Genomic DNA, 26,555 nt, shown 5'->3' with positions numbered 1-26,555 from the left:
ATGTTGGACACAACGCCCCGCTCCTGTCCCTGCTGCGATGCTGTGGAAACAACGCCCTGGACTCAGTACTCACCAGACAACTGGCACATCGTCCGATGCGCCCAATGTGACATGACTTACCTCTCCAATCCGGTCACTTACGAGGCGCTGGAAGAGGACTTCGCATGGGAAAAGACATACGAAGTCAAGAAAGAAACCTCCAAAGGCTCTACCGGTCTCAGCCCCGGTATTCGGAGCCTGCGCCAGAAACTGGGTCTCACGCATCGCAACAAACATGACAAATACCGCCTCTGGTTTCAGGACGGTCATGTGCTCGATGTCGGCTGCGGGAACGGCACGCGGATCGCGCCCCCGATGACGCCCTATGGCATTGAGCTGTCAAAAAAATTGCACAGCCGGGCAGACCGCTATATGCGCAAACAAGGTGGATATTGCGCTCACGGCGCTGGCGCGCAAGCGATCTGGACCTTCGACGCCGGGCAGTTCGACGGCATCGTCATGCATTCTTACCTGGAGCATGAAACCGACGTGATGCAGGTTCTCGAAGGAGCGCATCGCGCGCTGAAGGACAATGGTGCCATCTACGTGCGCGTACCAAATTTCGGCTCCATAAACCGACGGGTTGTGGGCGCAAAGTGGTGCGGTTTCCGCTATCCTGATCACGTCAACTACTACACATTGGCCACCTTGACCGACACCTGCCGCCGGGCCGGATTTACCACCGAACTGGTCAACAAAATCGCCCTGCCCTTTGACGATAACATCACTGTGCTCCTGCGAAAGGAGAGTGGTGCATGACCCCTCTTCTCTTCCTTTTGGCATTGGCTTTGATGCCTGCCCGCACGGCCGTCGAAAAATCTCAGGTCAAAGCAACCGCAATCGCTTTTCGGGTGGCCACGGGTCTATGTCTGAAACACCGTCATCATGCTGCAAGTTGCGTGTGCACCGTACCCTCCCTCGAAGATTTCGGCACCAGATGCATGACCCGCGCAAGCGATCTTCTGACCGACGCCATCTGCACGGTCACCACCAAAGATCTGTCCGAACCCGCATTGTCAGGCCGGGCAAGCCGCGAATGGAGCAGGCGGCATCGAGCGCCTCACACGTACAACGCCACGCGGCAGTCTATTCACACATACTCAGATTTACCGCTGGTTGCCCGCGCCGCAGCAATCGGCACCCATCATCGCTACCAAGCCCCCGGCACCGCCTCGGTGTCAATGTCTTACCCAGGATAACACATACAAGGAACGAAAATGGCCGTACTCATTGACGAAAATACCAAAGTCATCTGCCAGGGTCTCACAGGCTCGCAAGGCACATTCCACAGCGAACAGGCCATCGCCTATGGCACGAAAATGGTCGGCGGCGTGACACCCGGCAAGGGTGGTCAGACCCATCTGGATCTGCCGGTGTTCAACTCCGTGCACGAGGCCAAACATGTGACCGATGCAAACGCCTCCGTGATTTATGTGCCGCCGCCCTTTGCTGCGGACAGTATCCTTGAAGCCATCGACGCCGAAATGGAATTGGTCGCCGGCATCACCGAAGGCATCCCCGTTTTGGACATGATGAAAGTGCAGCGCGCGCTTGAAGGGTCCAGTTCCCGGCTGGTTGGTCCGAACTGCCCCGGTGTGATCACACCGGACGCCTGCAAGATCGGTATCATGCCCGGCCACATCCACAAACGTGGCTCCTGCGGCGTGGTCTCGCGCTCCGGGACCTTGACCTACGAGGCCGTCAAGCAAACCACCGATCTGGGCTATGGCCAGTCGACAGCCGTCGGTATCGGTGGCGACCCGATCAAAGGCACTGAACATATTGACGTTTTGGAAATGTTTTTGGCCGATCCAGAGACGCAAAGCATTATCATGATTGGCGAAATCGGCGGCTCCGCCGAGGAAGACGCGGCACAGTTCTTGGCAGATGAAAAGAAAAAAGGCCGTTGGAAGCCCACCGCAGGCTTCATCGCGGGCCGCACCGCCCCTCCCGGCCGCCGCATGGGCCACGCAGGCGCGATCGTCGCTGGCGGCAAAGGCGGCGCTGAAGACAAGATCGAAGCTATGCGCGCGGCAGGTATCGTCGTCGCTGACAGCCCGGCAACACTGGGCGAAGCCGTGAAAGAGGCGATCGAGAAGGGGTGAGACGCGATGCGAGCATAAGCGAGGCGAAAGCGCCAGTGGCGCTTTCGAGCGGCGAACTGGCGGAGCTCTGGTTTTTTGTCGGGCGGATAGGCACGACAACTGCACGAAGTGCGCCTCTGACCGCGGCTAAACGTGCACGAGTGACGGAGTTTGGGCGCCACCCAGCCGTACTGCCGTGTGGAGGATTGTCTGAATGACCTTCACCGAAGCCGTCAAAACCTGCTTTCGCAAGTTTTTCACCTTCTCGGGCCGCGCGTCACGATCCGAATATTGGTGGTTTTCGCTTTTCTGTCTTTTGGGTGGTTTTACGGCCAGTTTTGCCGAGAGCTCCATAAATGCATTCTTCGGCGATCCAACGGGGCCGACCATGCTTTCGGGTGCCTTCAATCTGGCCACATTTATCCCCGGTTTGTCAGCAGGCTGGCGGCGGATGCATGATACGGGCCGCTCCGGGCTTTACCTATTCTACCCGTTTGTGGTGATCTTCGGAGTCAGCACATTTGCCGCCTGGACCGGCGCGTTTGATGTACTTGCAACAAATCCCGAGGGCGCGCTCGAAGCTTTGAACAGTGTTACTCTGGCGATCCTCGCTATATCGATGATCGTTTTGATCATATCTCCTTTTCTTGTCCTTTATTGGCTCACACGCCCTTCTCAACCAGGCCCCAATGCCTACGGTCCCAACCCACATGAGGTATCCCCATGACCGACCATCCCCAAAACGACCAATTTCACGCTTCTTCCTTCATGCAGGGACACAACGCCGAATATCTCGAACAGATGTATGCGCGCTATGCCAATGATCCTCATGCCGTTGACGACGCATGGCAGGCGTTTTTCAAAGCGATGGGCGATGATGAGGTTTCGGTCAAACGCGAAGCTGAAGGCCCCTCCTGGGCGCGCTCCGACTGGCCGCCGCAGCCTGACGATGAGATGACCCAGGCACTGACCGGCGAATGGGCGCCCGAGGCCGAGATCAAAGGGGCTAGTAACAAGATCAAGGCCAAGGCGGTGGAGAAAGGCGTCGAGGTCTCCGACGATCAGATCAAGCGCGCCGTACTGGACAGCATCCGCGCGCTGATGATCATCCGGGCCTACCGCATCCGGGGCCACCTGGTGGCAGATCTGGATCCGCTGGGCATGCGCGAGATGACCCCGCACCCGGAACTGGATCCGAAGTCCTATGGGTTTACCGAAGCGGATATGGACCGACCCATTTTCATCGACAAGGTGCTGGGGCTGGAAACCGCCTCGATGCGCGAAATCATCTCTATCGTGAAACGTACCTACTGCGGTACTTTTGCCTTGCAATACATGCACATCTCCAACCCCGAAGAGGCGGGCTGGTTGAAAGAGCGTATCGAAGGGTTCGGCAAGGAAATCCAGTTCAGCCGCGAGGGCCGCAAGGCGATCCTGAGCAAACTGGTCGAGGTCGAGGGCTTCGAGAAATTCCTGCATGTGAAATACATGGGCACAAAGCGCTTTGGCCTTGATGGCGGCGAAAGTCTGGTGCCTGCGATGGAACAGATCATCAAGCGCGGTGGCGCATTGGGGCTGCGCGACATCGTGATCGGCATGCCACACCGCGGGCGGCTGAGCGTGCTCGCCAATGTGATGATGAAGCCTTACAAGGCGATCTTCAACGAATTCCAGGGCGGCTCATTCAAACCCGAAGACGTCGACGGTTCGGGCGATGTGAAATACCACCTCGGCGCTTCGTCTGATCGCGAATTTGACGGCAATTCGGTACACCTCAGCCTTACGGCAAACCCCAGCCACCTGGAGGCGGTCAATCCCGTGGTTATTGGCAAGGTCCGTGCCAAACAGGACCAGAACAACGATTCCGAACGCACCACCGCCATGCCGATTCTGCTGCATGGCGATGCGGCCTTCGCTGGACAGGGCGTCGTGGCGGAGTGTTTTGCACTCTCGGGATTGCGCGGCCACAAGGCGGGCGGCACCATGCACATTGTGGTCAACAACCAGATCGGGTTTACCACCGCACCGCATTTTTCGCGCTCTTCGCCCTATCCCACCGACAACGCATTGGTCGTAGAGGCGCCCATTTTCCACGTCAACGGCGATGACCCCGAGGCTGTGGTCCATGCCGCCAGAGTGGCCACGGAATTCCGCCAGAAGTTCCGCAAAGACGTTGTGATTGACATCTTCTGCTACCGGCGATTTGGCCATAACGAGGGTGACGAACCGATGTTCACCAACCCGGTGATGTACAAGAAGATCAAAGGTCAAAAGACCACGCTGAGCCTATATACCGAGCGGCTGGTGCGTGACGGCCTGATCCCCGAAGGCGAGATCGAGGATATGAAGGCCGCTTTTCAGGCGCATCTGAGCGAGGAGTTCGAGGCAGGCAAGGAATACCGCCCCAACAAGGCCGACTGGCTGGACGGCAAGTGGTCGCATCTGGACAAACAAGAGGCGAAATACCAGCGCGGCAAGACCGCGATTGCCAAGAAGACCTTTGCCGAAGTGGGCGCGGCCCTGTCGAAAGCCCCGGAAAGTTTCCCCCTGCACAAAACCGTCGGGCGTCTGCTCGAAACCAAAAAAGCCATGTTTGACAAGGGCGAAGGCATCGACTGGGCGACAGCCGAAGCCCTGGCCTTCGGGTCGCTGCTGACAGAGGGTTTCCCGGTACGTCTGGCCGGTCAGGACAGCACGCGTGGGACCTTCAGTCAGCGCCACTCCGGCCTCGTCAACCAGCAGACCGAAGAACGCTACTACCCGCTCAACAACATCAAACCCGGCCAGGCGCAGTACGAAGTGATCGACTCGATGCTTTCGGAATACGCGGTGCTGGGCTTTGAATATGGCTACTCTCTGGCAGAGCCCAACGCGCTGACCCTTTGGGAAGCACAGTTTGGCGATTTTGCCAATGGCGCGCAGATCATGTTTGACCAGTTCGTCAGCTCTGGTGAAAGCAAGTGGCTGCGCATGTCCGGGCTGGTCTGCCTTTTGCCGCATGGGTTTGAAGGTCAGGGGCCGGAACACTCCTCCGCCCGGCTGGAACGGTTTTTGCAGATGTGTGGTCAGGACAACTGGATCGTCGCCAATTGCACCACACCGGCCAATTATTTCCACATCCTGCGCCGCCAGATCCACCGCTCCTTCCGCAAACCGCTGATCCTGATGACGCCAAAATCACTGCTGCGGCACAAACTGGCCGTCAGCAAAGCCGAAGAATTCACCACCGGCTCGTCTTTCCACCGCCTGATGTGGGACGATGCGCAGCACGGCAATTCCGACACCGAACTGGTCGCAGACAAAAAGATCAAACGCGTCGTGATGTGTTCGGGCAAAGTCTATTACGATCTGCTCGAAGAACGCGATGCACGTGGCATCGACGATGTCTACCTCCTCCGTGTGGAACAGTTCTACCCCTTCCCAGCGCAATCTGCGGTCAAGGAGCTGGAGCGTTTCAAACAGGCCGAGGTCGTCTGGTGTCAGGAAGAGCCGAAAAACCAGGGAGCCTGGACCTTTATCGAACCCAACATCGAATGGGTTCTGGGGCGCATCAAGGCCAAACATCCGCGCCCGATTTATGTGGGCCGCGCTACCTCGGCTTCCCCGGCAACGGGTCTGGCCTCGCAACACAAAGCACAACAAGCAGCGCTCGTGAATGACGCGCTGACAGTCAAGAATTAATCGGCGAAGGAAACCTGAAATGACCACTGAAGTTCGCGTCCCAACCCTGGGCGAATCCGTGACCGAAGCCACCGTCGCCACCTGGTTCAAAAAACCCGGCGATGCGGTTGCCCTCGATGAAATGCTCTGCGAGCTGGAAACCGACAAGGTAACCGTCGAGGTCCCCAGCCCGGTGGCTGGCACTTTGAATGACATCGTTGCGGCTGAGGGTGACACCGTTGGCGTCGACGCGCTGTTGGCCAATATTGCCGAGGGTGGCGCTGCGGCAGCCCCTGCGGCGGCGGCTCCCAAGGCTGCGGCTGCGGCGCCCGCAGCCAGTGGCGGCGCGGTCGATGTCATGGTGCCCACCTTGGGCGAAAGCGTCACCGAGGCCACCGTCAGCACATGGTTCAAGGCGGTTGGCGACAGCGTGGCGCAGGATGAGATGCTCTGCGAATTGGAAACCGACAAGGTCAGCGTCGAGGTGCCCGCCCCCGCCGCCGGGACCCTCACCGAGATCCTAGCACCTGAAGGGGCCACCGTCGAAGCCAACGGCAAGCTCGCCATCATGACCCAGGGCGCGGGCGCTGTCGCACCGGCCGCTGCACCCGCAGCGCCTGCCACCGCTCCCGCTGCGGCCACCAGCAGCGGCGCAGATGTCGAGGACGCCCCCTCTGCCAAAAAGGCCATGGCAGAGGCCGGGATTAGCCGCGATCAGGTCACCGGTACAGGACGCGACGGGCGTGCCATGAAAGAGGATGTGGCCAGCGCCATCGCAGCCGCCGCAGCCGCGCCTGCCCCCGCCGCCGCCCCTGCCGCCGCACGCGCGCCAGTGGCGGCCGATGACGCCAACCGCGAAGAGCGTGTGAAGATGACACGCCTGCGTCAGACCATCGCCAGGCGCCTCAAGGACAGCCAGAACACCGCCGCCATGCTGACCACCTACAACGAGGTGGACATGACCGAGGTGATGGCCCTGCGCTCCGAATACAAAGACCTGTTCCTGAAAAAGCACGGCGTTAAACTGGGCTTCATGTCCTTTTTCACCAAAGCCTGCTGCCATGCGCTGCGCGAGGTGCCCGAGGTCAATGCCGAGATCGACGGCACCGACATCGTCTACAAGAACTTCGTGCATATGGGCATCGCCGCCGGCACCCCAACCGGTCTCGTGGTGCCCGTCATCCGCGATGCGGACGCCATGTCCTTTGCCGCGATCGAAAAGGCCATCGCCGAAAAAGGCGCACGCGCGCGGGATGGCAAGCTCTCCATGGCCGAAATGCAGGGCGGCACCTTCACCATATCCAACGGTGGCGTCTACGGTTCACTGATGTCCTCGCCGATCCTGAACCCGCCGCAATCGGGCATCCTCGGCATGCACAAGATCCAGGACCGCCCCATGGCCATTGGCGGCCAGGTGGTGATCCGCCCGATGATGTATCTCGCACTCAGCTATGACCACCGGATCGTCGACGGCAAAGGCGCCGTGACATTCCTTGTGCGCATCAAGGAAGCACTGGAAGATCCACGCCGGTTGCTGATGGACCTTTAGTCCGTTGTCTCGAAAACAACATAGGGCAGCGCCTGACCCTCAGCGGGTGCAAAGCATCCTCCTGCGGGGAGAGCCGGTTGCTGCCCAGTGCTACCAGATTAGAATTATCGAATTGCGAGCACTGCATGGACCTAAAAGACTTTATAAAAGAAACGATTAGCGGCATTGTCGACGCTACTGTGGAATTACAGGCGGAATACGACGAAGGGGGTATCCTGATCAATCCCCCTGTTTCCAACAGTGAACGCGACTTGTTCGAAGAAGGCAGTACTGACCACACGTGCCGCCGTGTCGAATTGGTAGAATTCGATGTGGCGGTCACTGCGACAAATGAGACCTCGGGCGGAGGTAAAGCTGGCCTAAAAATTCTATCTATCGAAGCCGGCGCCCGCGGAGGTCATCTACGATCAAACGAAGAAATAAGCAGGGTCAAATTTTCGGTTCCAATTGTTCTAGCTCCAAGTTCGGCAGAGGGGCGCAGTAGAGAATTAAGAGAAAAACTACACCAGAAGACAGACGCATTAATGAACCGCAAAAGCTCCCGGCGCAGCATCGCTTGACCTCACAACGCTGAAAAGAAACCCAAAGAGACAAACCATAACCGAATTCCAAATCCTCACCCTCAATCGCCTCCTAACTCTTGTGACCTATTCTTGTCACTCCCGAGAATTTGCGTAGCCCGCATCATTTGAGTCACATGACGCCTCCCGCGTGATTGTTTCCTAGCCATAACGCCGCAGGTCGTGCAAACTCCTGAATAACAGCCCCATCTATCCCAGCGAAAAGCCAAATGTCCCAGCTTCTCGATTCAATCCCAAAGGAATGGCCCCGGGTATTCTCGGTCATCTCCATCGGGTTCATCGGGATCTACGCGGGCATCGAGGTTGCGGGCGACCTTAACAACCGCGACAGCTTTTCAATCACCGGCTGGGCGCAGGATGTCGTCGATCCGCTGCCCAATGTGGCCGCGGGCATCATCCTCTTTCTCTCGGTTTTCGCAGCTTATGCGGTCGGCGAACTCATCACCACAATCGCCCCGGTTTACGTGACCAAAAAACAAAAGGCGCGGCGCTTGCAAATGCTGATCGCTGCGCGCGATGACGATACCGGCTTCGTCCGCGAAGTACTGCGCAAGACCGACAACAAGGTCGAATTCTTCTGCGGGCTCTTCACCATCACCATGCTGTCCTGGATCGCGAAAATGATCGTGCTGACCTGGCTTGGCGCCTATGGCGGCGCGCTTTATCAACTGCCTGGTATTGCGATCAGCCTGCTCTTCTTCCACTACTCGCGGGAGATGGCCGTGCGCGACATCCGCCTCCTCATCAGCATGCAAAAACACAAATCCGCCAGCACCACGCCCCCCTAATCCCTCGTTTCAAAGGAGCATTTCATGACCGAAGTCACCCTTCTTGCTCTCTACGGATTGCTCGTCATCCTGACCCTGATCCTCCAGGCAACCGGCACCATGACCCAACTTGGCCTCGGCTATCTGCTGGGCAGCCGCGATGAAACCCACAGCATCACCGGCATCACCGCTCGCCTGGAACGCGCGCTGAACAACTCGGTGACGGCCATGGTGCTCTTTGCACCCGCTGTCCTGCTGCTCGTGGCAACCGAAAGCACATCCAACCAAAGCCTGCTGGCCGCACAGGCCTTTCTGGTCGCGCGGGTGATTTACCTGCCCGCCTATGCATTTGGCATCACCGGCGTCCGCAGCCTGGCCTGGACGATCGGCATTTTTGCCACCATCGCGCTCTACCTGTTGGCGCTGTGATCGGTTTGCGATGAGCTATTCGCCCGTTCCAACCCCTGATGAAAAAACTGTGGGGATCTTCAAACCAGCGTCGCGATTGCCTGCGTTCTTTCGCAAACGCCCTGTTGCGGCATGGTGCCATCTTTGGGTGGTTTGCCTGTTGATCGCTGTCTTTGAAATCTCGGCAAAAGGCATCGACGCGGCCTTTGAGCGTCACCGATCAGGAGCCGTTTTCATGCTATATGCGGTTCTCGGATGGACCTATCCGTCGTTCCTCTGGGTCAGACAAAAAAAGGTCGCTCAATGACATCTGAACTCACCGCCCTGACACTCGCGGCACTTTTGCAGGTGGTGCAATACGCGCTGATGGCGATCCCTGCCAATCTTGAACTGGGCGCCAAGACAACGCTCAGCCCGCGCGACCCCAAACGTCTGGGCGGCGCCCTGCAAGACCTCGTCTCGCCGCGCACGGGGCGGCTGATCCGGGCGCTCAACAACCATTTCGAGGCGCTGATCCTCTTTGCCATCGCCTGCACCGTGATCACCCTTTCTGGGCAATCCACGCCCTTCACCACCGCCTGTGCCTGGGCCTTTCTGGGCGCGCGTTTGCTCTATATCCCGGCCTATGCCTTCGGCTGGACACCCTGGCGGTCGATGATCTGGGCTGTGGGATTTGTCGCCACCCTTGCAATGCTGCTTGCAGCCTTGGTCTGAGCGGGTGAGAATGCATACAACCCTGACCCGAAACCATTATTTCGGTGTACACAGGGTGCCCGAAAGGTGCACATATTGTGCAACGCGCAAAACAACAGAACGACGCCCAAGGAGAACCCCATGGCAAACTACGACGTGATCATCATCGGCTCCGGACCCGGCGGCTATGTCTGTGCCATTCGCTGCGCGCAACTGGGGCTGAAGGTGGCCTGTGTCGAGGGGCGTGAAACGCTGGGCGGCACCTGCCTGAATGTGGGCTGTATCCCCTCCAAGGCACTTCTGCATGCCAGCCATATGCTGCATGAAGCCGAACACAATTTCGCCGCCATGGGGCTCAAGGGCAAAAGCCCGTCCGTCGATTGGAAGCAGATGTTGTCGTACAAGCAGTCGACCATCGAGCAAAACACCAAGGGCATCGAGTTTCTGTTCAAAAAGAACAAGATAGACTGGCTCAAAGGCTGGGGCGTCATTCCTGCGGCCGGCAAGGTCATGGTCGGTGACGATGTGCATGAGGCCAAGAATATCATCATCGCATCCGGCTCTGAACCTGCCTCCCTGCCCGGTGTGGAGGTGGACGAAAAGGTCGTGGTGACCTCCACCGGCGCGTTGGAATTGGGTAAGATCCCCAAGAAAATGGTGGTCATTGGCGCGGGTGTGATCGGATTGGAACTGGGGTCGGTCTATGCGCGTCTCGGCTCCGAGGTGACCGTGATCGAATTTTTGGATGCCATCACACCCGGCATGGACGCGGAGATCCAGAAAAATTTCCAGAGAACCTTGAAAAAGCAGGGGCTTTCTTTCGTTATGGGGGCCGCGGTGCAAAAGACCGAAGCCACCAAGACCAAGGCCAAGGTCACTTACAAGCTGCGCAAAGATGAAAGCGAACATATGATTGACGCTGATACCGTCCTCCTGGCCACGGGGCGCAAACCCTATGTGGACGGGCTGGGCCTGGAGGCACTGGGGCTGGCAATGACCGAGCGGGGTCAGATCGCTGTGAACGACAAGTGGGAGACCAACATCCCCGGCATCTATGCCATCGGCGACGTGATTGAAGGCCCGATGTTGGCGCATAAGGCAGAGGATGAGGGCATGGCCGCCGCCGAGCAGGTCGCGGGCAAGCACGGCCATGTCAACTATGGGGTTATTCCAGGCGTTATTTATACGCACCCCGAGGTCGCCAATGTCGGCGCAACCGAGGAGGATCTCAAAAACGAGGGCCGCGCCTATAAGGTTGGCAAATTCAGCTTCATGGGCAACGGCCGCGCCAAAGCGAATTTCGCGGGAGATGGATTTGTCAAAATCCTCGCCGACAAAGCCACCGACCGCATTTTGGGCGCGCATATCATCGGCCCGGCCGCGGGCGACCTGATCCACGAGATATGTGTCGCAATGGAATTCGGCGCGTCAGCAGAAGACCTGGCCATGACCTGCCATGCGCATCCAACTTATTCGGAAGCCGTGCGCGAGGCCGCACTGGCCTGCGGAGACGGCCCCATCCATATGTAAAGAAGGATCGCCCGCAGCTTATCCAACAGCGCTGCGCGCACAAGTTTTAGTGGGGCACTTCTAGGGATGAGTGCGCGCCGGATTGGATCTGACAGTTGGGATTTTTCTTGAACTGATACGCTGTGTCTGTCGGAGTTCACGGCGGAGGTGCTTCAGCCATTGTCTGTGTGCAGCGATCGCACCTGATTAAAGCGGCGCGCGCGCTGCTTTGCCGCAACTTCCAGAGGGCAGAACCCAATCCATCGCATCCCGGTCACTTTTCGCAAGGTTTGATCCTGGGATGGCCAGCAATGGCATCCTACAGAAAAGGCACAAAAGCGGTGCACAATCTGTGCACAGGTTGCGCACGCGAGTCATACGGTTGATTTCCCTCAAAAAGCCCGCCACGATCCGCCTGACGAAACACATTTCGGAGCCTGATTTGACATGACAAAAACAAAGATCGCCGTGATCGGCGGCTCCGGCATCTATGACATCGACGGCTTGGAAAACGCCGCTTGGACGCAGGTGGAAACGCCCTGGGGAGCGCCATCAGATGCGCTTTTGACCGGCACATTGGATGGCGTGGATATGGCCTTTCTGCCCCGCCATGGACGGGGTCATATTCACAGCCCGACGACGGTACCCTACCGCGCCAATATAGACGCACTAAAGCGGATTGGGTGCACCGATGTGATCTCTGTTTCGGCCTGTGGCTCGTTTCGCGAAGAGATGGCGCCCGGTAATTTTGTCCTTGTGGATCAGTTCATTGACCGCACTTTTGCACGCGAAAAATCGTTCTTCGGAACGGGTTGCGTCGCGCATGTCTCGGTGGCCCATCCAACCTGCCCGCGCCTGACGGATGCTTGCCACACCGCCGCCATGGACGCCGGTATCACCGTCCACAAGGGTGGCACCTATCTGGCCATGGAGGGCCCGCAGTTTTCGACGCTGGCGGAATCGAAAATGTATCGTGAAAGCTGGGGCGCTGACGTGATCGGCATGACCAATATGCCGGAGGCCAAACTCGCCCGCGAAGCTGAGCTCTGCTATGCATCGGTCGCCATGATCACCGACTACGACAGCTGGCACCCAGATCATGGCGAAGTAGACGTGACGCAAATCATCGCAACGCTGATGGGCAATGCCGACAAGGGACGGGCATTGGTGCGCCGGATGCCGGCGCTGCTGGGCACAGAAAGAAAAACCTGCCCGCATGGCTGTGACCGTGCCTTGGAACATGCGGTTCTCACGGCACCGGAAGTCCGGGACCCACAAGTCGTGGCGAAACTTGACGCGGTTGCAAAACGCATTTTGGCGTAGGGAGCATGCTGCCTACGCCAAACATCTATATTGCCAAGTATCAGTTTATCTTGACGATATTCCAGTCGACCTTCATCCGGGTGAAGGCATCTGCCTGAACAATGTCGCGCAGTGTTTTGGGCTGCGGGCACTCGGAGCAAGTTTCCGGATCAATCATAAGCGGGTTGGCAAAACGCACCCACTTTGACTCGCTGTCCGCATCGCGTACCTCGTAAATCGAGTCGACCACAAAAGGCGTCAGCGTGACATTTGCGGCAATGGCGACGACCGTTTGCAGGCACGCCGGGTCCATCGGCGCATCCACAGCTGGGCGGTGGGTTTTGGAATAGGTCCACTCGCGTTTCGGCGATTCTACGGTTGCGAAACCCGTAATTTTTTCGCCAACCCAGTCGCCCATGGAAGCCATGGTCTTGTTGACGCCTGTGCCCCACACATTGGATGCAGAAAGCTTGGCTTCGACCGGAACAAAAGCACCCTTGAACACCTGCAGCGAACAAATCCGGCTTTCCACGAAGTCGTTGTTCTCATGATTGAAAACATAGACGTCCCCGGGGTTCGGATCGCTGATACGATTTGCTGGAACAATCAAACGGGCGTAGCCAATGTCGTCCTCATCCGCGTCGAGGACCAGGGTTTCGGCAACATTGAATGCCAGTACCGCGGCCACCATTCCTGCAATGGTCCAGAATTTAAAATCGAACTTACGAGATTTTTTTGGCTTTGCTTCAGTTTCCATGGCGGTCACTGAGGGCAGCAAAGGTTACTACCGCAATTGTAGTAACCTTCTGGGCAGGCTGCATAAGCGGCAACAGATGAAACGAAAAAGGCGGCTAGTGCCAGAGCAACGATGGCGCGCATGATAAAATCTCCAAGTTGAATAAAAGTTTAGCAGTATGGAGATGATTCCACATAAACGGGAAAACGTCTGTGAAACAGTTCACAATGCGCACGCCTTGATGTTTTATGTTGATTCTGAGACCTGTCGCAGTACTTCAAAAAGGAATACCGATATGCCCCTCGACCTTTGGCTGACCTTCATGGCGGCCTCTGCTGCTTTGTTACTCATCCCCGGACCAACCGTACTTCTGGTTTTGAGCTACGCCTTGTCCAAAGGACGGTCCGTTGCAACGGCTTCCGCTGCGGGTGTCGCGGTCGGCGACTTGATTGCCATGACCGCCTCATTGGCCGGACTAGGCGCGCTCGTCCTGGCCTCGGCGACGCTCTTTACGGTCTTGAAATGGGTCGGCGCTCTCTACCTTATCTGGCTCGGGTTCAAACTGCTTCGCTCCGCGCCAAAAGAAGGCCTGGCAGCACCCACAGCAAACATCAGCGCGCAAGGTGTGTTTCGCCATACGGCGGCCGTGACCGCCCTAAATCCGAAATCCATCGCATTTTTCATCGCATTTGTGCCACAGTTCTTGCGACCCGAGGCGCCTCTGCTCCCGCAGTTTGCTATATTGATTGTTTCTTTTGTCACACTCGCCGGTCTCAATGCCATGGCCTATGCGCTTTTGGCGGATAGGTTGCGACAGATGATCGCGCGCCCGAACATTCTGGGCTGGATCACCCGAGCGGGCGGTGCCACTTTGATTGGAATGGGGGTTTTGACTGCCAGCCTGCGCCGCGCCAATTGAAAGAGACGTCATGAAAACTGTCCAGGACTACATCCGTACCATCGTCGACTTTCCCCATGAGGGGATCATGTTCCGCGATGTCACCACGCTTTTCGCGGACCCACGTGGATTTCGCATGGCCATCGACCAGATGCTGCACCCCTACGCAGGGCTACAGATCGACAAGGTTGTAGGCCTTGAAGCCCGTGGTTTTATCCTTGGCGGTGCCATCGCGCATCAGCTTTCGGTCGGTTTTGTTCCAATCCGCAAAAAGGGCAAGTTACCCGGTACAACGATCTCTCAGGAGTACACCCTCGAATATGGCGAGGCGATCGTTGAGATACACGACGACGCCATTCAGGCGGGCGAAAAAATCCTTGTCGTCGATGATCTTCTGGCCACAGGTGGCACCGCCGAAGCTGGCATCAAACTGATTGAACGGCTCGGTGGCGAAATCATCTCTACGGCATTCATCATCGATCTGCCGGATTTGGGCGGACGTGCAAAGCTCGAAGCCATGGGCATGGAGGTCAACGCGCTCTGCGCCTATTCCGGGCTGTGATTGCAACAACTTACATGAACGTCCGAAAGCGGGCGCAGTCTTCTCGGGCAAAAATTTATCGATCTGCGCACCCAAACCAAACGAAAAAAGGCCTCAGCGCTTTGAGCGCAATCAAGTGATTTTTCTCGCCGTCTAACAGGTGATCTTTAACACCGCTCCCGGATTCATGATCCCCATTGGATCAAGTGCTGACTTTATCGCGCGCATGGCGGAAAGCTTCGCCGGGTCTCCATACCGTTGCAGATCGTCCACCTTGAGACGACCGATACCGTGTTCCGCACTTATGGATCCGCCCAAACGATCCGCCAGATCGTGCACAATACACTGAAGTTGAGCACGTTTATCAGCGTGGTCAGACGCTTTTTCGCCTGGCAAAGCGAATATATTGTAGTGCAGGTTCCCGTCTCCCAAGTGACCAAAGCAGTTGATCCGGAATGAACCAGCCTCGGCAATCAGCTGTTTGCCAACCGAAATGAACTCGGGAATATGACCCAGTGGCACGGAGACGTCGCTCGAAATCACCGCGCCAACGCGTTTATTCGCTTCGGGAATATGTTCGCGTACGGACCAGAAATCATCTGCCTGTTGGGCACTTTGGGCAATCACGCCATCCAGCGCAAAACCCTGTTCCGCCGCTTCTTCGAAAACCCCGGTCAATGCGGCTTGCGGATCCATGCCCACCACAAGGCCCACTTCGATCAAAACGGACCATTCAGGCGTGGTTTCGAAAGGTTGACGGATATCCGGCAGGACTTCCTTGAGAAACCGCAGCCCCTGCCCGCTGATCAATTCAAATCCGGAAACCATCTCGCCCAATCTGTCACGTGCCACAGCCAACAAAGACAAGGCCGCTTCTGGCGATGGGACAACGAAGATAGCCGTCCCGGAGACCGCAGGGCGCGGGCTTAGTTTCAATGTGGCCGCGGTGATGATGCCCAGCGTGCCCTCCGAGCCAATCAATAGATGGCGCAAATCATACCCGGTGTTGTCTTTGCGCAAGCGTTTTAGCCCATGCCAAATCTGCCCATCCGGCAGAACCGCCTCCAGTCCAAGGCACAGATCGCGGGTATTCCCGTAGCGCAGCACGGCTGTACCACCGGCATTTGTTGCGAGATTGCCGCCAATACGGGCCGAGCCCTCAGATGCCAGCGAGAGGGGAAAGAGCCGGTCCACACTCTCTGCGGCGGACTGCACGTCCGCCAAAATAGTGCCCGCCTCACAAATTAGGACATTTTCCGCCGGATACATCGCGCGGACAGAATTCATTCGTTCCAACGACAGCAAAAGAGGCAGAGGCCCTTCAGAGGATACCTGCCCGCCGACCAGCCCTGTTCCGCCCCCATAGGGGACGACCCCGACCCGTTCGCGCGCAGCCAAGCAAACCACACGAGAGACCTGTTCAACTGTTTCGGGCCGCACCAAGAAAGTGTCACGACCGTTGTAGCGGCCGCGGGGTTCTTCAAGATATCGCGGTTCGGTTTGAGACACAGAGCCTTCTGGCAAGTGCTCAGTCAGCAGATTTGCAAAAGCTGTGTCGGCGGAATTTAAACTCATTGTTATTGATCTAACGCGCGGCTCGGCGATGCAAGCCCAGACTAAGGCTCAGACAACCATGCAGGCCGCAACACCATAACCGTTGGTCGCCCTGGCAACCGGTCCAACGAGATGTCTAGGGAGGGTCCGCCGACTTCAACAACCGCAAATTCATCAGACATTCCCGACAGAAATTCGTCCAGCGCGAAAAGGGAGAACCAATGCATCGGAATCACAACAGAGGATTTCAAACGTTTGAGCACCCGCGTCATCGTCGGCAAATCCAGCGTGAAGCCGCCATCCACAGGTGCCATGACAACGTCCAGGCGGCCAAGTGCTGCGTATTGCTCCGCGTCCGGTTCATGGTGCAAATGACCCAGATGTCCGACACACAAGCCGGCCAATTCGAACACAAAGATTGAATTTCCCTTCGTTTCAATACCTGAAAACTGGGATCGGATGTCGGTGGACACGTTGCGGATGAGCACCTCGCCGAGATCAAGGTGATGCGTCACACCCTCGCCAAATGGCCCCCATCCTGGCAGAACATGCGGTATGGCCGGGTCCGGGTTGGCCGTCCAATGGGTATCATGTGCATGGTTCATGGTCACCACATCTGGGATCATGGGAGTGGTCCCGGTGAACCCAGTAAAATCGGTCACCATATTGATGCCACCATGGCTACGGATCAAAAAACTGGCATGGGCGATGTAGTGTATGCGTACTGTTTCGGAAGCGACGGGCCCGAGGCTCGCAGGTACGACATATTCCAGACCCGGCGCGCTTTGCGCCAGTGCGATACAATGGCTGGGCGTGCGTTCCTGTGCACTCGCAGCCTGCGCCATCACAATGAGTAGAACAATCAAGCGGATCATGTTGGCCCCCTCCTTGCCCATAAAGATAGCGCAGCCCAAGAGATTCCCAGACAAAATTCAAAAGCAGTAAAAACCCACGACGATCATATGCCCGAATTTAAGACGGTTCAGCTATGGCTGTTAAAACCGTGGGCATGCAAATAGCGCAGACGCGCGTCAGCCTGCGTCGGTTTTGCCGCGCCTATCTCCACGCAATGCGGCATAAAGGACGTGGGTGCGCCAGCGCCCGTCAATTTGCAGATAGCTTTGCGCCACGCCTTCGTATTTGAAACCCGAAGTTTCGAGCAACCCGCGCGACGCGGTATTTTCAGGCAAACAAGCAGCTTCGATCCGGCTAAGGTCCAATTGAGTGAAGGCATGATGCACAAGTGCTTTGATTGCTTCTTGCATATAGCCTTGGCGCGCAAAGGGCTCGCCCGTCCAATATCCCAATGTACCGGCCTGGGCGGGCCCGCGTCGAATATTGTCCAGTGTTATGGCGCCTAACAAGGCATCGTCGCGACGTCGGATCAGAAACAATGGCATAGCAGTGCCACCCGAGACCGACCGTTGCGCCCAGTAGACCCGATTGGTGAATGCCTTGCGCGTCAGGTGATCTTTGGCCCAACTCGGCTCCCAGGACGTCAGATAATCCTTGCTTTGCAACCGCAAGGCAGTCCAGGCGCGAAAATCGGAATGTATCGGAGGGCGCAGCGTCATTCGCTCCGTCTCGATGCGCAGTTTGCGAAACCCGCGCAACATCAGGCAGCTCGACGCGCCTGTAGCTGCGCCAGGCTCGGGGCATTCTCAATAGGGCCGTAGAGCGCCAAGGCTGCAGGCGATGCAGATGCCATGCTCTCTGCAAACTCGCGCACGTCACCGGTGGTCACTGCATCGATCAAAGCAACGGTCTCGTCGAGCGCTGGCACCCGGTCCCAGATCTGAACGAGACGCGCCAACCGTTCCGCCCGGTTTGACGGGCTCTCCAACCCCATCAGCAATCCTGCCTTCATCTGCGCCCGGGCACGGGCCACTTCGGCAGGCGTCAAATCGCTCGCGGCACGCTTCATCTCGTCAATGGTGATTTCGGTCAGCTCCGGCAATTGTTCGGCGGAGGTGCCCGCATAAATCGTCGTCATGCCGGTATCGGCATAGGCTCCGGCCTGGGCAAATATCGAATAACACAGGCCTCGGTTTTCACGTATTTCCTGAAACAGACGGCTCGACATGCCCCCGCCCAAAGCCGATGCATAGATCTGAGCTGTATAGATCTCGTCGTCCCGGTATCCAGGGCTTTCCAGCGCCAAGGCAAAATGCGCCTGCTCCAACGCCTTGGTCTGTCGCCTTTCGCCACCCAGAAAGCGTGCGGCGTCTACATCGAACACAGGTGTCGCCTGCATGTCACCAAAGAGTGTCTCGGCCAGTTTAACAATGGCATCGTGGTCCACAGCGCCCGCCGCGGACAAGATCATCTGTTCCGGTCCATAGTGTTGTTGAATGAAGCCCTGCAAATCCGCACGACTGAAATTGGCCACACGTTCTGTGGTCCCGAGAATGGTGCGCCCCATGGGGTGATCCGGATAGGCCTCTTCTTGCAGCCAATCGAAAATCACGTCATCAGGCGTGTCCAGCGCTTGGCAGATCTCATGCAAGATCACGCCGCGCTCCACCTCGATCTCGGCGTCTTCAAGTGTTGGGTTCAACAAGATGTCGGCGATGACGTCCAGCGCAAGCGGCACATCGTTTTGCAAGACACGGGCGTAGTATGCTGTCACCTCGCGGCTGGTATAGGCGTTGATATATCCGCCAACGTCTTCGATGCTCTCCGCAATCTGCAGGGCAGTACGGCGCTTTGTCCCCTTGAAGGCCATATGTTCGAGGAAATGCGCAATCCCGTTTTGCGTGGGCGTCTCGTGTCGGGCACCAGCGGTGACCCAAACCCCGATGGAGGCGGAAGCCAGGCCGGGCATCTGTTCGGTTACAATGCGAAAGCCATTTGGCAGGCGGTGTTGGTTGAGTGTCACGCAGTTCGGTGCCTTTTGATATGCGCGGTAAGCGCCGCCAGATTATTTGGCACCCGGCTCACCCGTTCCGACCGTTCATACAGGTCTGCCATGCGCGGGGGCAAGGGTGGGTGTTGTCCACTGGCCTTTTCTACAGCTTCAGGGAATTTCGCGGGATGTGCGGTGGCCAGCGTGATCATCGGCGTTCCCGTGACGCGCACTTCATCGGCAACTTTTACGCCGATGGCCGAATGCGGGCATAGCAGTTCGCCACTGCCGCTCAAAGCTGATGCAATTGTTGTCATGGTTTCGCTCTCCGATGCGCGCCCGGAGATGTAATGCGACTGCAGGACCTGCATCGCGCCCTGGCTGACCTCGAACCCACCGGCTTTGAGTTCATTCATCAATTGCACGATCGCATTGGCATCTCGGTCATAGGCATCAAACAGAGCGCGTTCAAAATTGGAACTGACCTGAATGTCCATTGAGGGGCTGATGGAAGGCACGGTTTCGCCTTTGTGGTACCCCTGCCCGCTCAGGCAGCGGTGCAGAATGTCGTTTTGGTTGGTTGCCACAACGAGTTTGTCGATGGGCAGCCCCATGCGTTTTGCGATATACCCGGCAAAGATGTCCCCAAAATTGCCCGTAGGGACAGTGAAACTCACCGGACGGTGCGGTGCCCCGAGCGCCACTGCGGCGGAAAAGTAATAGACCACCTGCGCCAGCACTCGGCCCCAGTTGATCGAATTGACGCCAGCAAGCCTGACCCCGTCACGAAACTCGAAATCATTGAACATGTCCTTCAGGCGCGCCTGACAGTCGTCAAAATCCCCTTCCATCGCCAAAGCATGCACGTTCGCCTCCGTGGGTGTGGTCATTTGGCGGCGCTGCACTTCGGAAATACGACCATGTGGATAAAGGATGAAAACATCCACGTTATCCAAACCGCGAAAGGCTTCGATGGCCGCAGACCCGGTATCACCCGAGGTGGCGCCGACGATGGTCACGCGGTCGCCCTTGCGACCCAGTGCAGTTTGGAACAATTGCCCGATTAACTGCATGGCGAAGTCTTTGAACGCCAGGGTTGGACCGTGAAAAAGCTCCAACAGGAAGTGTCCCTGGTCGAGTTGCACGAGCGGTGCGCGGGCGTCGTGTCCAAAGCCTGCGTAGGCGCGGGTTATGATCTCACCAAATTCTTCGTCTGAAAACACATCGCCAACAAAGGGTCGCATCACACGATAGGCGATGTCCTCGTAGCTCAGCCCTTCCAGCGCGGCGATATCCGCATCGGCCATTTGCGGGATCGTTTCAGGCACATAGAGCCCGCCATCACGCGCCAGACCGGTTAGCATCGCTTCTTCGAAATTCAGGACAGGCGCAGTGCCGCGCGTGGAAATATAACGCATGAGTGTCAGCTCTTGTTGGCCCCGGGTTTCCGGCGCAGGAAAATGGCAGTCATGACCAGCCAGATGGCGGACAATGAGAACCAGGTAATCGCATATTGCAAGTGATCGTTTGGAATGACGGCGGTGTCTACCGGCAAAGGCGTCAAAGGACCGCCCAAATCCGGCGCATCCCGGCGTACGACCAACACGGGGTCCGTGTTGAGCACCTCGGCCATGGCCTGGACATCGCGGGCAAACCAGATGTTTTTGTCCATATCGGGAGGCGGCGTGAACTTGTCCGTTTCCTGAGGCCACTGCAGGTTACCGACAACCGTCAGGGGCGGACCTTCCTCGAACTTTAGCGCCCCTGCGTCGGCGATGGTCACAAATCCCATATCGACCAAGATATTGCCGCCCTCGCGCATCATCGGGCGGATGATACGATAGCCTGCGCCGATCTGCTTTTGTGACACCAGCACCTGCACATAAGCGGCACCCAGAACCCCGGTGACTTCGACGGGCAAGTAAGCGTCACGCAGTGGGTCAACCGGCTGCGGGAGCGGCACCGGATCTGCGGCAATGCGCGCCTCGATGTCCGCGATGATAGCTTCTTTCCATGCCAGCCGTTGCACCTGCCAGACACCGAGGGAGATCAGGATCGCAGCCCCGCCCAACCCGAATGTGAAAAGGAATAGAAGGCGGCGCATTGCGTTTTACCGTCCGGACAAGAATAAACGCGCCCGTTTTTCCGGGGCGCGCTTTGGGTTGTAGGGATCAATTCCGAATTTGCAAGCAGGCGATCAGCCCGGCACGCCCCACATGTAGACGGCAAAGAACAAGAACAACCATACCACGTCCACGAAGTGCCAATACCAAGCCGCGGCTTCGAAACCTACGTGCTTCTCTGGCGTGAAGTGACCCTTCATGGCGCGTATCAGGCAGACTGTCAGAAAAATGGTCCCGATGATCACGTGGGCGCCATGGAAGCCTGTGGCCATGAAAAAGTTGGAATAGAATTTGTCGCCACCGAATTCCCAGCCCTCGTGCAGGAGGTGCGCGTACTCATAGGCCTGCAAAGCCGTGAAAGCGACGCCCAGAATGATGCTGATGGCCAAACCCCAGATCAGGTCTTTCCGGTTGTTTTCATGCACCAGCGCGTGGTGCGCCCAAGTGACCGCACAGCCCGACAGCAACAAGACCAACGTGTTGATCAACGGCAAATGCAGAGCGTCCACAGGGTAGACATAGGGCGGCACGTACTCGGATCCGAAGTACTCGTTCATCGGGTAAATTGCGTGTTTGAAGAACGACCAGAACCATGCGGCAAAGAACATGACCTCTGACATGATAAAGAGGATAAAGCCGTAGCGCAGACCGATCCGCACGACTGGCGTGTGATCCCCAATCGAGCTTTCTTGCACGACTTCGGACCACCAGCCAAACATCACATAGAGCACAGCGACAAAACCGGCCCAGAACAAGAAGGGAGTGATGCCCTGCATCCACAGAACTGCGCCAAAGAGCATGAAAAAACCCGCTAGGGCGCCCAGCAATGGCCAGATTGAGGGGTTCAGAATGTGATAATCGTGGTTCTTTTCTTGGGCCATGACGACGTCCCTTGCCTTATGTTGGTCAGTTCAGACTTGTGTCTGAGGATTGTTCGAGCGCCTGCGCAGCAGCATAGCCTTCGGGCAGGTCAATTTCGTAGAATGTATAGGATAGTGTGATGGTATGTATATATTTTCCGTCACGATCTTCGACAATTTCCGGATCGACGTAGAAAGTCACCGGCATCTGCACGCGTTCTCCGGGTTGCAGGACCTGCTCTTCAAAGCAGAAACACTGGATTTTATTGAAGAAGCCACCGGCCTGATAGGGCGTGACATTATAACTGGCGGACCCTGCAATGGGACGGTTCGTCGGGTTGTAAGCTTCGTAAAACGCGAGACCCGTCGCGCCAATACGCACTTCCATTTCGCGTTCAACCGGTTTGAAGGTCCACGCCATGTTGCTATTCAGCGATCCGTCGAAACGGATCTTGATGGTCTGGTCCAATACGTCATCTGGCGCTACATCGGAGACACCCGTCACGCCGCCAAAGCCGGTGACCCGGCAGAACCAGTCGTAGAAAGGCACCGAGGCCCAGGCGAGAGCACCCATGAAAACAACCAAGCTCATCGTTTGCGTAACAGTTTTTGCTGGGCCGCTCATTGCCATTATTGGGTCAGCTCCTGAGCTTTTGGCATTTCGAAGTCACCGTTTGTAACTTTGGTGAAGGTCAGCGCCAAAACAAGCACGACAAAACCCGCAAGCATGAGACCGACGCCCACATTACGCCCCTTGCGGCGCGTATGAAGTTCATGTTCCGGACGAAAGGTCATATGCCCCAGCCTCCCAGACCGAAGGGACGCAGCATTGCTTCGACAAGTATCGCCCCAAAATGGGCGAAGAGATACCAAAGGGACAGGCGAAAGAATTTTTTCTCGACCTTGTACTTGTCTGCCTGTGCTGTGGTTTCGTCACGACGCCAGATATCGAAGGCACCCTTCAAAAACAGTGCATTGAGGATCACGGCCACGATCAGATAGGTCGGTCCACCTATTGCGGTGAAACCCGCACCTATCGCGAGGGCCACCAGTAGTACGGTGTATGCAATGATGTGGATGCGCGTTGACCGGCGACCATGTGTGACCGTCAACATGGGCACGTCGGCGTCATTATAGTCCGACTTCATGAAAAGGGCGAGCGCCCAGAAGTGCGGCGGCGTCCACATGAAAATCAGTGCAAACATCAACCAGGCTTCGATAGAAAAGCTACCCGTCGCGATCACCCACCCAATAACCGGCGGGAAGGCCCCGGCAGCGCCACCAATGACAATATTCTGCGGTGTCGAGCGTTTCAGCCACATGGAATAGACGACGGCATAAAAGAAAATAGTAAAGGCGAGCAGCCCGGCTGCCAGAAGATTTGCGGCGAGACCGAGCATCATAACAGACAGACCGGAGAGCGCCAGGCCGAGAGACAAAGCTTCGCCCGCTGGCACCCGGCCTGATGGTATCGGACGTTTGGCCGTGCGATGCATCACGCTGTCAATGTCAGCATCCCACCACATGTTCAGGGCACCCGACGCGCCCGCGCCGATCGCTACAAAAAGGATGGATGAAAAAGCGATGACTGGATGCACGCTAACCGGAGCCGCCAGCATTCCCACAAGCGCCGTAAATACCACAAGAGACATGACACGTGGCTTCATCAGGGCGAAGTAGTCGCCCAGTTGCGTGTCGTATTCCCCAGCTGGTGTGGAGTAGCTCACATCCGTCATTCAATCACCTTTGGCATGAAGAGCGGGCTGGCACCCACTCCGCGGCGGTTCAGTTCGACGCGATCACACGCGTTTGAGGAATGCCCGCGTACTCTTCTTTGGCTTCGGCGAGCCACGCCGCGTAAGCTTCTTCAGAAACGACCTTCACAGTGATAGGCATATAGCTGTGGTTCAATCCGCACAATTCAGAGCATTGTCCGAAGTAGATGCCTTCTTGTTCTGCTTTGAACCAAAGCTCTGCCAGACGACCGGGGACTGCATCTTGCTTCACCCCAAAGGCCGGTATGGTCCAGGCGTGGATCACATCCCCGCCGGTGACCTGCATGACGATTGTCTTGTTCACGGGCACAACCACCGATGTGTCCGTTGCAAGCAGGAATTCCTCTTCCGAGTAACCCGCTTCTTCAAGCTGCGCGATGACTTCGGGCGATTTCATGTTTTCGCCACCCGTCGCCGGAGCCCCGATCATGTAGCTTGAAAATTCAAATCCGTCATCCACGTACTCATAGTCCCAGTACCATTGATACCCTGTCACTTTGATGGTGACGTCGGCTTCGGGAATTTCCTGCTGGTTGAAAAGGATCGGCAGGGAATACGCGCCAATAAAGAGCAAGATCACGATCGGAATGACTGTCCATGCGATTTCGACCGGAGTGTGGTGCGTGAAACTGGCGGGCGTCGGGTTGCGTTTGGCGTTGTAGCGGTAGGCTACCCAGAGAATCAGCCCGGTCACAAACAACGTGATCAGGGTAATAATGACCAGAATCATGCCATCAAGCCACTGCAGGTCTTCAGCCAAACCGGTCACCGCAGGCTGGAAACCCATCTTCCCATCCACCGGGCGGCCGATGATTTCAAGGTTGTCCTGCGCCCGAGCCGCGGTTGCCGACAACCCTGCCACGAGGCTTGAGAGAGTGAAAAATCGTTTCATGTGTCGTCCTGATCTTGGGATCACTGTTTTGCACGCGGGATAAGGAAACGCACCAGTACGCTTCCAATCCGTTGTAATCTCCGCTCTTACAAGCATATTCTGACCATGAGATAAAGAGTTCAGCTTGCGTCATTGGGACGCGATGCGTGTTTTTTATCTACCTTTTTTGAGGATCACCCGATGACGGACACGTCTTTTAGACCTTTTGAAGATGACTTGGACCGCGAGGCGGCCCTTAGCGTATTGCGCGAGGCGACCCGTGGTGCTGACGATGGCGAGTTGTTTTTGGAACGGCGCCGGTCTGAGGCATTGGTGTTCGACGACGGCAGGCTCAAGACCGCCAGTTATGATGCGGCACAAGGATTTGGCTTGCGCGCTGTTTGCGGCGAAGTGGCAGGATATGCTCATTCCACCGAAATCTCAGAGGCCGCTTTGCGACGTGCCTGTGAAACCGCAAGATTGGCTGTCGGTGAAGGCGGCGGGACGCTTGCAGACGCCCCGGCCCATACCAACACCAAACTTTATACCGACCAGGACCCCATTGCCGGTGCCGATTTTCCGGTCAAGGTAGAGACCTTGCGCGAGATTGATGCATTTGCCAGAGGTTTGGACCCCCGCGTTGTTCAGGTTTCCGCGACGATTGCGGCTAGTCTGCAGGAAATCGAGATTCTGCGCCCAGACGGCCAATCCCTGCGCGACATACGCCCGATGACCCGGGTCAATGTGTCAGTGATTGTCGAGGAAGACGGGCGTCGCGAATCCGGATCGGTTGGCGGGGGCGGGCGCGTCGGCCTGGATGGATTGCTGGAAACTTCGGATTGGCAGACAAAAACCCGCGAGGCATTACGTGTTGCTTGCGTGAATCTCGAAGCTGTGCCCGCACCAGCTGGCGTTATGGATGTTGTGTTGGGGCCCGGTTGGCCCGGAATTTTGCTGCACGAAGCGATTGGTCATGGGCTTGAGGGCGATTTCAATCGCAAAGGCTCGTCTGCCTTTGCGGGTTTGATGGGCCAGCGGATCGCCAGCAAGGGCGTCACGGTACTGGATGACGGCACGATACCGGATCGCCGTGGATCTATCTCAATTGACGATGAAGGAACGCCATCCGGCAAAAACACACTGATCGAAGACGGGATACTTGTGGGATACATGCAGGACCGTCAAAACGCGCGCTTGATGGGTGTCGCGCCTACAGGCAATGGCAGACGCGAAAGCTATGCCCATGCGCCTATGCCACGAATGACCAACACCTATATGCTGGGCGGTTCTTCCGACCCGGCCGATATTGTCGCGGACCTGAAGCACGGCATTTATGCTGTAGGCTTTGGCTGTGGTCAGGTTGACATCACCAATGGCAAATTTGTGTTCAGCTGTACCGAAGCCTACCGAGTGGAAAATGGCAAAATTGGCGCGCCGGTCAAGGGCGCTACCCTGATTGGTGATGGCGCAACGGCATTGCAACAGATCAGGGGCATTGGCAATGATATGGCGCTTGATCCTGGCATGGGCAATTGCGGCAAGGCCGGACAATGGGTGCCTGTAGGCGTCGGTCAGCCCACCTTGATGATCGGGGGGCTTACCGTCGGAGGATCTGCGTCCTGATACCAGTTCTCTCCCCACAATTAGCGAGGATCTCGCAAGGTTTTGTTCATGCGTTGTTAACCAAGTCACCTTAAACCTGATTCTGCAACGGACGGAGCCCAGGATGACTGACAAGGACCACAATCCTTCTTCCACTC

General features: G+C 57.1%; 28 protein-coding genes. 16 read left to right on the top strand and 12 right to left on the bottom strand.

Annotated features, from left to right (window positions below; genetic code table 11):
* From AB8B75_RS19735 to AB8B75_RS19675, 13 genes are all read left to right on the top strand, one after another.
* Positions 1 to 798, top strand: a complete 798-nt coding sequence (locus AB8B75_RS19735) for a class I SAM-dependent methyltransferase (protein WP_405364554.1) — start codon at positions 1 to 3, stop codon at positions 796 to 798.
* Positions 795 to 1,238 carry a hypothetical protein gene (locus AB8B75_RS19730; protein ID WP_405364552.1) on the top strand — a complete coding sequence of 148 codons (444 nt, stop codon included), beginning with the start codon at positions 795 to 797 and terminating at the stop codon, positions 1,236 to 1,238. The genes AB8B75_RS19735 and AB8B75_RS19730 overlap by 4 nt, the downstream gene beginning before the upstream one ends.
* An 18-nt stretch (positions 1,239 to 1,256) precedes the next feature.
* Positions 1,257 to 2,144 (top strand): succinate--CoA ligase subunit alpha, encoded by an 888-nt coding sequence (gene sucD, locus AB8B75_RS19725; protein ID WP_405364550.1) that lies wholly within the window; start codon positions 1,257 to 1,259, stop codon positions 2,142 to 2,144.
* Between the two features lie 193 nt (positions 2,145 to 2,337).
* Positions 2,338 to 2,850, top strand: a complete 513-nt coding sequence (locus tag AB8B75_RS19720) for a DUF805 domain-containing protein (protein ID WP_405364548.1) — start codon at positions 2,338 to 2,340, stop codon at positions 2,848 to 2,850.
* Positions 2,847 to 5,804, top strand: coding sequence for a 2-oxoglutarate dehydrogenase E1 component (locus AB8B75_RS19715; RefSeq protein ID WP_405364546.1), 2,958 nt, complete (start codon positions 2,847 to 2,849; stop codon positions 5,802 to 5,804). Before AB8B75_RS19720 ends, AB8B75_RS19715 begins: the two co-directional genes overlap by 4 nt.
* Before the next feature lie 19 nt (positions 5,805 to 5,823).
* The gene (gene odhB / locus AB8B75_RS19710; RefSeq protein ID WP_405364544.1) at positions 5,824 to 7,332 is read left to right on the top strand and encodes a 2-oxoglutarate dehydrogenase complex dihydrolipoyllysine-residue succinyltransferase; all 1,509 of its coding nucleotides are present in this window, start codon (positions 5,824 to 5,826) and stop codon (positions 7,330 to 7,332) included.
* Between the two features lie 125 nt (positions 7,333 to 7,457).
* Positions 7,458 to 7,892 (top strand): hypothetical protein, encoded by a 435-nt coding sequence (locus AB8B75_RS19705; RefSeq protein WP_405364542.1) that lies wholly within the window; start codon positions 7,458 to 7,460, stop codon positions 7,890 to 7,892.
* 230 nt (positions 7,893 to 8,122) lie between these two features.
* On the top strand, positions 8,123 to 8,701 hold the full coding sequence (locus AB8B75_RS19700) for a hypothetical protein (protein ID WP_405364540.1): 579 nt from the start codon (positions 8,123 to 8,125) through the stop codon (positions 8,699 to 8,701).
* Between the two features lie 24 nt (positions 8,702 to 8,725).
* The gene (locus AB8B75_RS19695) at positions 8,726 to 9,109 is read left to right on the top strand and encodes an MAPEG family protein (RefSeq protein WP_405364539.1); all 384 of its coding nucleotides are present in this window, start codon (positions 8,726 to 8,728) and stop codon (positions 9,107 to 9,109) included.
* A 10-nt stretch (positions 9,110 to 9,119) separates the two neighbouring features.
* The gene (locus AB8B75_RS19690) at positions 9,120 to 9,395 is read left to right on the top strand and encodes a hypothetical protein (RefSeq protein WP_405364537.1); all 276 of its coding nucleotides are present in this window, start codon (positions 9,120 to 9,122) and stop codon (positions 9,393 to 9,395) included.
* Positions 9,392 to 9,802 carry an MAPEG family protein gene (locus AB8B75_RS19685; RefSeq protein WP_405364535.1) on the top strand — a complete coding sequence of 137 codons (411 nt, stop codon included), beginning with the start codon at positions 9,392 to 9,394 and terminating at the stop codon, positions 9,800 to 9,802. Before AB8B75_RS19690 ends, AB8B75_RS19685 begins: the two co-directional genes overlap by 4 nt.
* A 120-nt stretch (positions 9,803 to 9,922) precedes the next feature.
* Positions 9,923 to 11,311, top strand: a complete 1,389-nt coding sequence (lpdA, locus tag AB8B75_RS19680; RefSeq protein ID WP_405364533.1) for a dihydrolipoyl dehydrogenase — start codon at positions 9,923 to 9,925, stop codon at positions 11,309 to 11,311.
* Positions 11,312 to 11,737: 426 nt separating this feature from the next.
* On the top strand, positions 11,738 to 12,613 hold the full coding sequence (locus AB8B75_RS19675) for an S-methyl-5'-thioadenosine phosphorylase (RefSeq protein ID WP_405364531.1): 876 nt from the start codon (positions 11,738 to 11,740) through the stop codon (positions 12,611 to 12,613).
* Between the two features lie 40 nt (positions 12,614 to 12,653).
* Here AB8B75_RS19675 and AB8B75_RS19670 read toward each other — a convergent pair whose 3' ends face one another.
* Positions 12,654 to 13,349, bottom strand: a complete 696-nt coding sequence (locus AB8B75_RS19670) for a hypothetical protein (protein WP_405364529.1) — start codon at positions 13,347 to 13,349, stop codon at positions 12,654 to 12,656.
* 274 nt (positions 13,350 to 13,623) lie between these two features.
* On the opposite strand from AB8B75_RS19670, the gene AB8B75_RS19665 reads away from it, so the two are divergent.
* Positions 13,624 to 14,247, top strand: coding sequence for a LysE family translocator (locus AB8B75_RS19665; RefSeq protein ID WP_405364527.1), 624 nt, complete (start codon positions 13,624 to 13,626; stop codon positions 14,245 to 14,247).
* A 10-nt stretch (positions 14,248 to 14,257) separates the two neighbouring features.
* Complete coding sequence (locus AB8B75_RS19660) at positions 14,258 to 14,788, top strand: adenine phosphoribosyltransferase (protein WP_405364525.1); 531 nt, start codon at positions 14,258 to 14,260, stop codon at positions 14,786 to 14,788.
* Between the two features lie 132 nt (positions 14,789 to 14,920).
* Here the strand turns inward: AB8B75_RS19660 and AB8B75_RS19655 are convergent, their stop codons facing one another.
* From AB8B75_RS19655 to coxB, 11 genes are all read right to left on the bottom strand, one after another.
* A complete protein-coding gene (locus AB8B75_RS19655) occupies positions 14,921 to 16,342 on the bottom strand; it encodes an FAD-binding oxidoreductase (protein WP_405364523.1) in 1,422 nt (473 codons plus the stop codon).
* A 41-nt stretch (positions 16,343 to 16,383) separates the two neighbouring features.
* A complete protein-coding gene (locus AB8B75_RS19650) occupies positions 16,384 to 17,196 on the bottom strand; it encodes an MBL fold metallo-hydrolase (protein WP_405364522.1) in 813 nt (270 codons plus the stop codon).
* A gap of 156 nt (positions 17,197 to 17,352) precedes the next feature.
* The gene (locus tag AB8B75_RS19645; RefSeq protein ID WP_405364521.1) at positions 17,353 to 17,937 is read right to left on the bottom strand and encodes a GNAT family N-acetyltransferase; all 585 of its coding nucleotides are present in this window, start codon (positions 17,935 to 17,937) and stop codon (positions 17,353 to 17,355) included.
* Entirely contained in the window at positions 17,937 to 19,199 is a 1,263-nt protein-coding gene (locus AB8B75_RS19640) for a M16 family metallopeptidase (RefSeq protein WP_405364520.1), read from the bottom strand. The genes AB8B75_RS19645 and AB8B75_RS19640 overlap by 1 nt, the downstream gene beginning before the upstream one ends.
* Positions 19,196 to 20,584 carry a threonine synthase gene (thrC, locus tag AB8B75_RS19635; protein WP_405364519.1) on the bottom strand — a complete coding sequence of 463 codons (1,389 nt, stop codon included), beginning with the start codon at positions 20,582 to 20,584 and terminating at the stop codon, positions 19,196 to 19,198. The genes AB8B75_RS19640 and thrC overlap by 4 nt, the downstream gene beginning before the upstream one ends.
* A 5-nt stretch (positions 20,585 to 20,589) precedes the next feature.
* On the bottom strand, positions 20,590 to 21,270 hold the full coding sequence (locus tag AB8B75_RS19630) for an SURF1 family protein (RefSeq protein ID WP_405364518.1): 681 nt from the start codon (positions 21,268 to 21,270) through the stop codon (positions 20,590 to 20,592).
* Between the two features lie 93 nt (positions 21,271 to 21,363).
* Positions 21,364 to 22,170: a cytochrome c oxidase subunit 3 gene (locus tag AB8B75_RS19625; RefSeq protein ID WP_405364517.1), complete on the bottom strand. Its 807-nt coding sequence runs from the start codon at positions 22,168 to 22,170 to the stop codon at positions 21,364 to 21,366.
* Positions 22,171 to 22,195: 25 nt separating this feature from the next.
* Positions 22,196 to 22,780: a cytochrome c oxidase assembly protein gene (locus tag AB8B75_RS19620; protein ID WP_405364516.1), complete on the bottom strand. Its 585-nt coding sequence runs from the start codon at positions 22,778 to 22,780 to the stop codon at positions 22,196 to 22,198.
* The gene (locus AB8B75_RS19615; protein WP_405364515.1) at positions 22,780 to 22,944 is read right to left on the bottom strand and encodes a cytochrome C oxidase assembly protein; all 165 of its coding nucleotides are present in this window, start codon (positions 22,942 to 22,944) and stop codon (positions 22,780 to 22,782) included. Before AB8B75_RS19615 ends, AB8B75_RS19620 begins: the two co-directional genes overlap by 1 nt.
* On the bottom strand, positions 22,941 to 23,885 hold the full coding sequence (cyoE, locus tag AB8B75_RS19610; protein ID WP_405364514.1) for a heme o synthase: 945 nt from the start codon (positions 23,883 to 23,885) through the stop codon (positions 22,941 to 22,943). Before cyoE ends, AB8B75_RS19615 begins: the two co-directional genes overlap by 4 nt.
* A 49-nt stretch (positions 23,886 to 23,934) precedes the next feature.
* Positions 23,935 to 24,816: a cytochrome c oxidase subunit II gene (gene coxB, locus AB8B75_RS19605; protein ID WP_405364513.1), complete on the bottom strand. Its 882-nt coding sequence runs from the start codon at positions 24,814 to 24,816 to the stop codon at positions 23,935 to 23,937.
* Positions 24,817 to 24,996: 180 nt separating this feature from the next.
* Here coxB and tldD point away from each other — a divergent pair, with 180 nt between their 5' ends.
* Positions 24,997 to 26,418 carry a metalloprotease TldD gene (tldD, locus tag AB8B75_RS19600; RefSeq protein ID WP_405364512.1) on the top strand — a complete coding sequence of 474 codons (1,422 nt, stop codon included), beginning with the start codon at positions 24,997 to 24,999 and terminating at the stop codon, positions 26,416 to 26,418.
* Positions 26,419 to 26,555: the final 137 nt, after the last annotated feature.

The sequence above is a fragment of the Roseobacter sp. genome, assembly GCF_045106495.1.
Taxonomy (GTDB): domain Bacteria; phylum Pseudomonadota; class Alphaproteobacteria; order Rhodobacterales; family Rhodobacteraceae; genus Roseobacter.
Note: the sequence above shows the minus strand (reverse complement) of the source record. Positions and strands in the feature narration are given on the sequence as shown.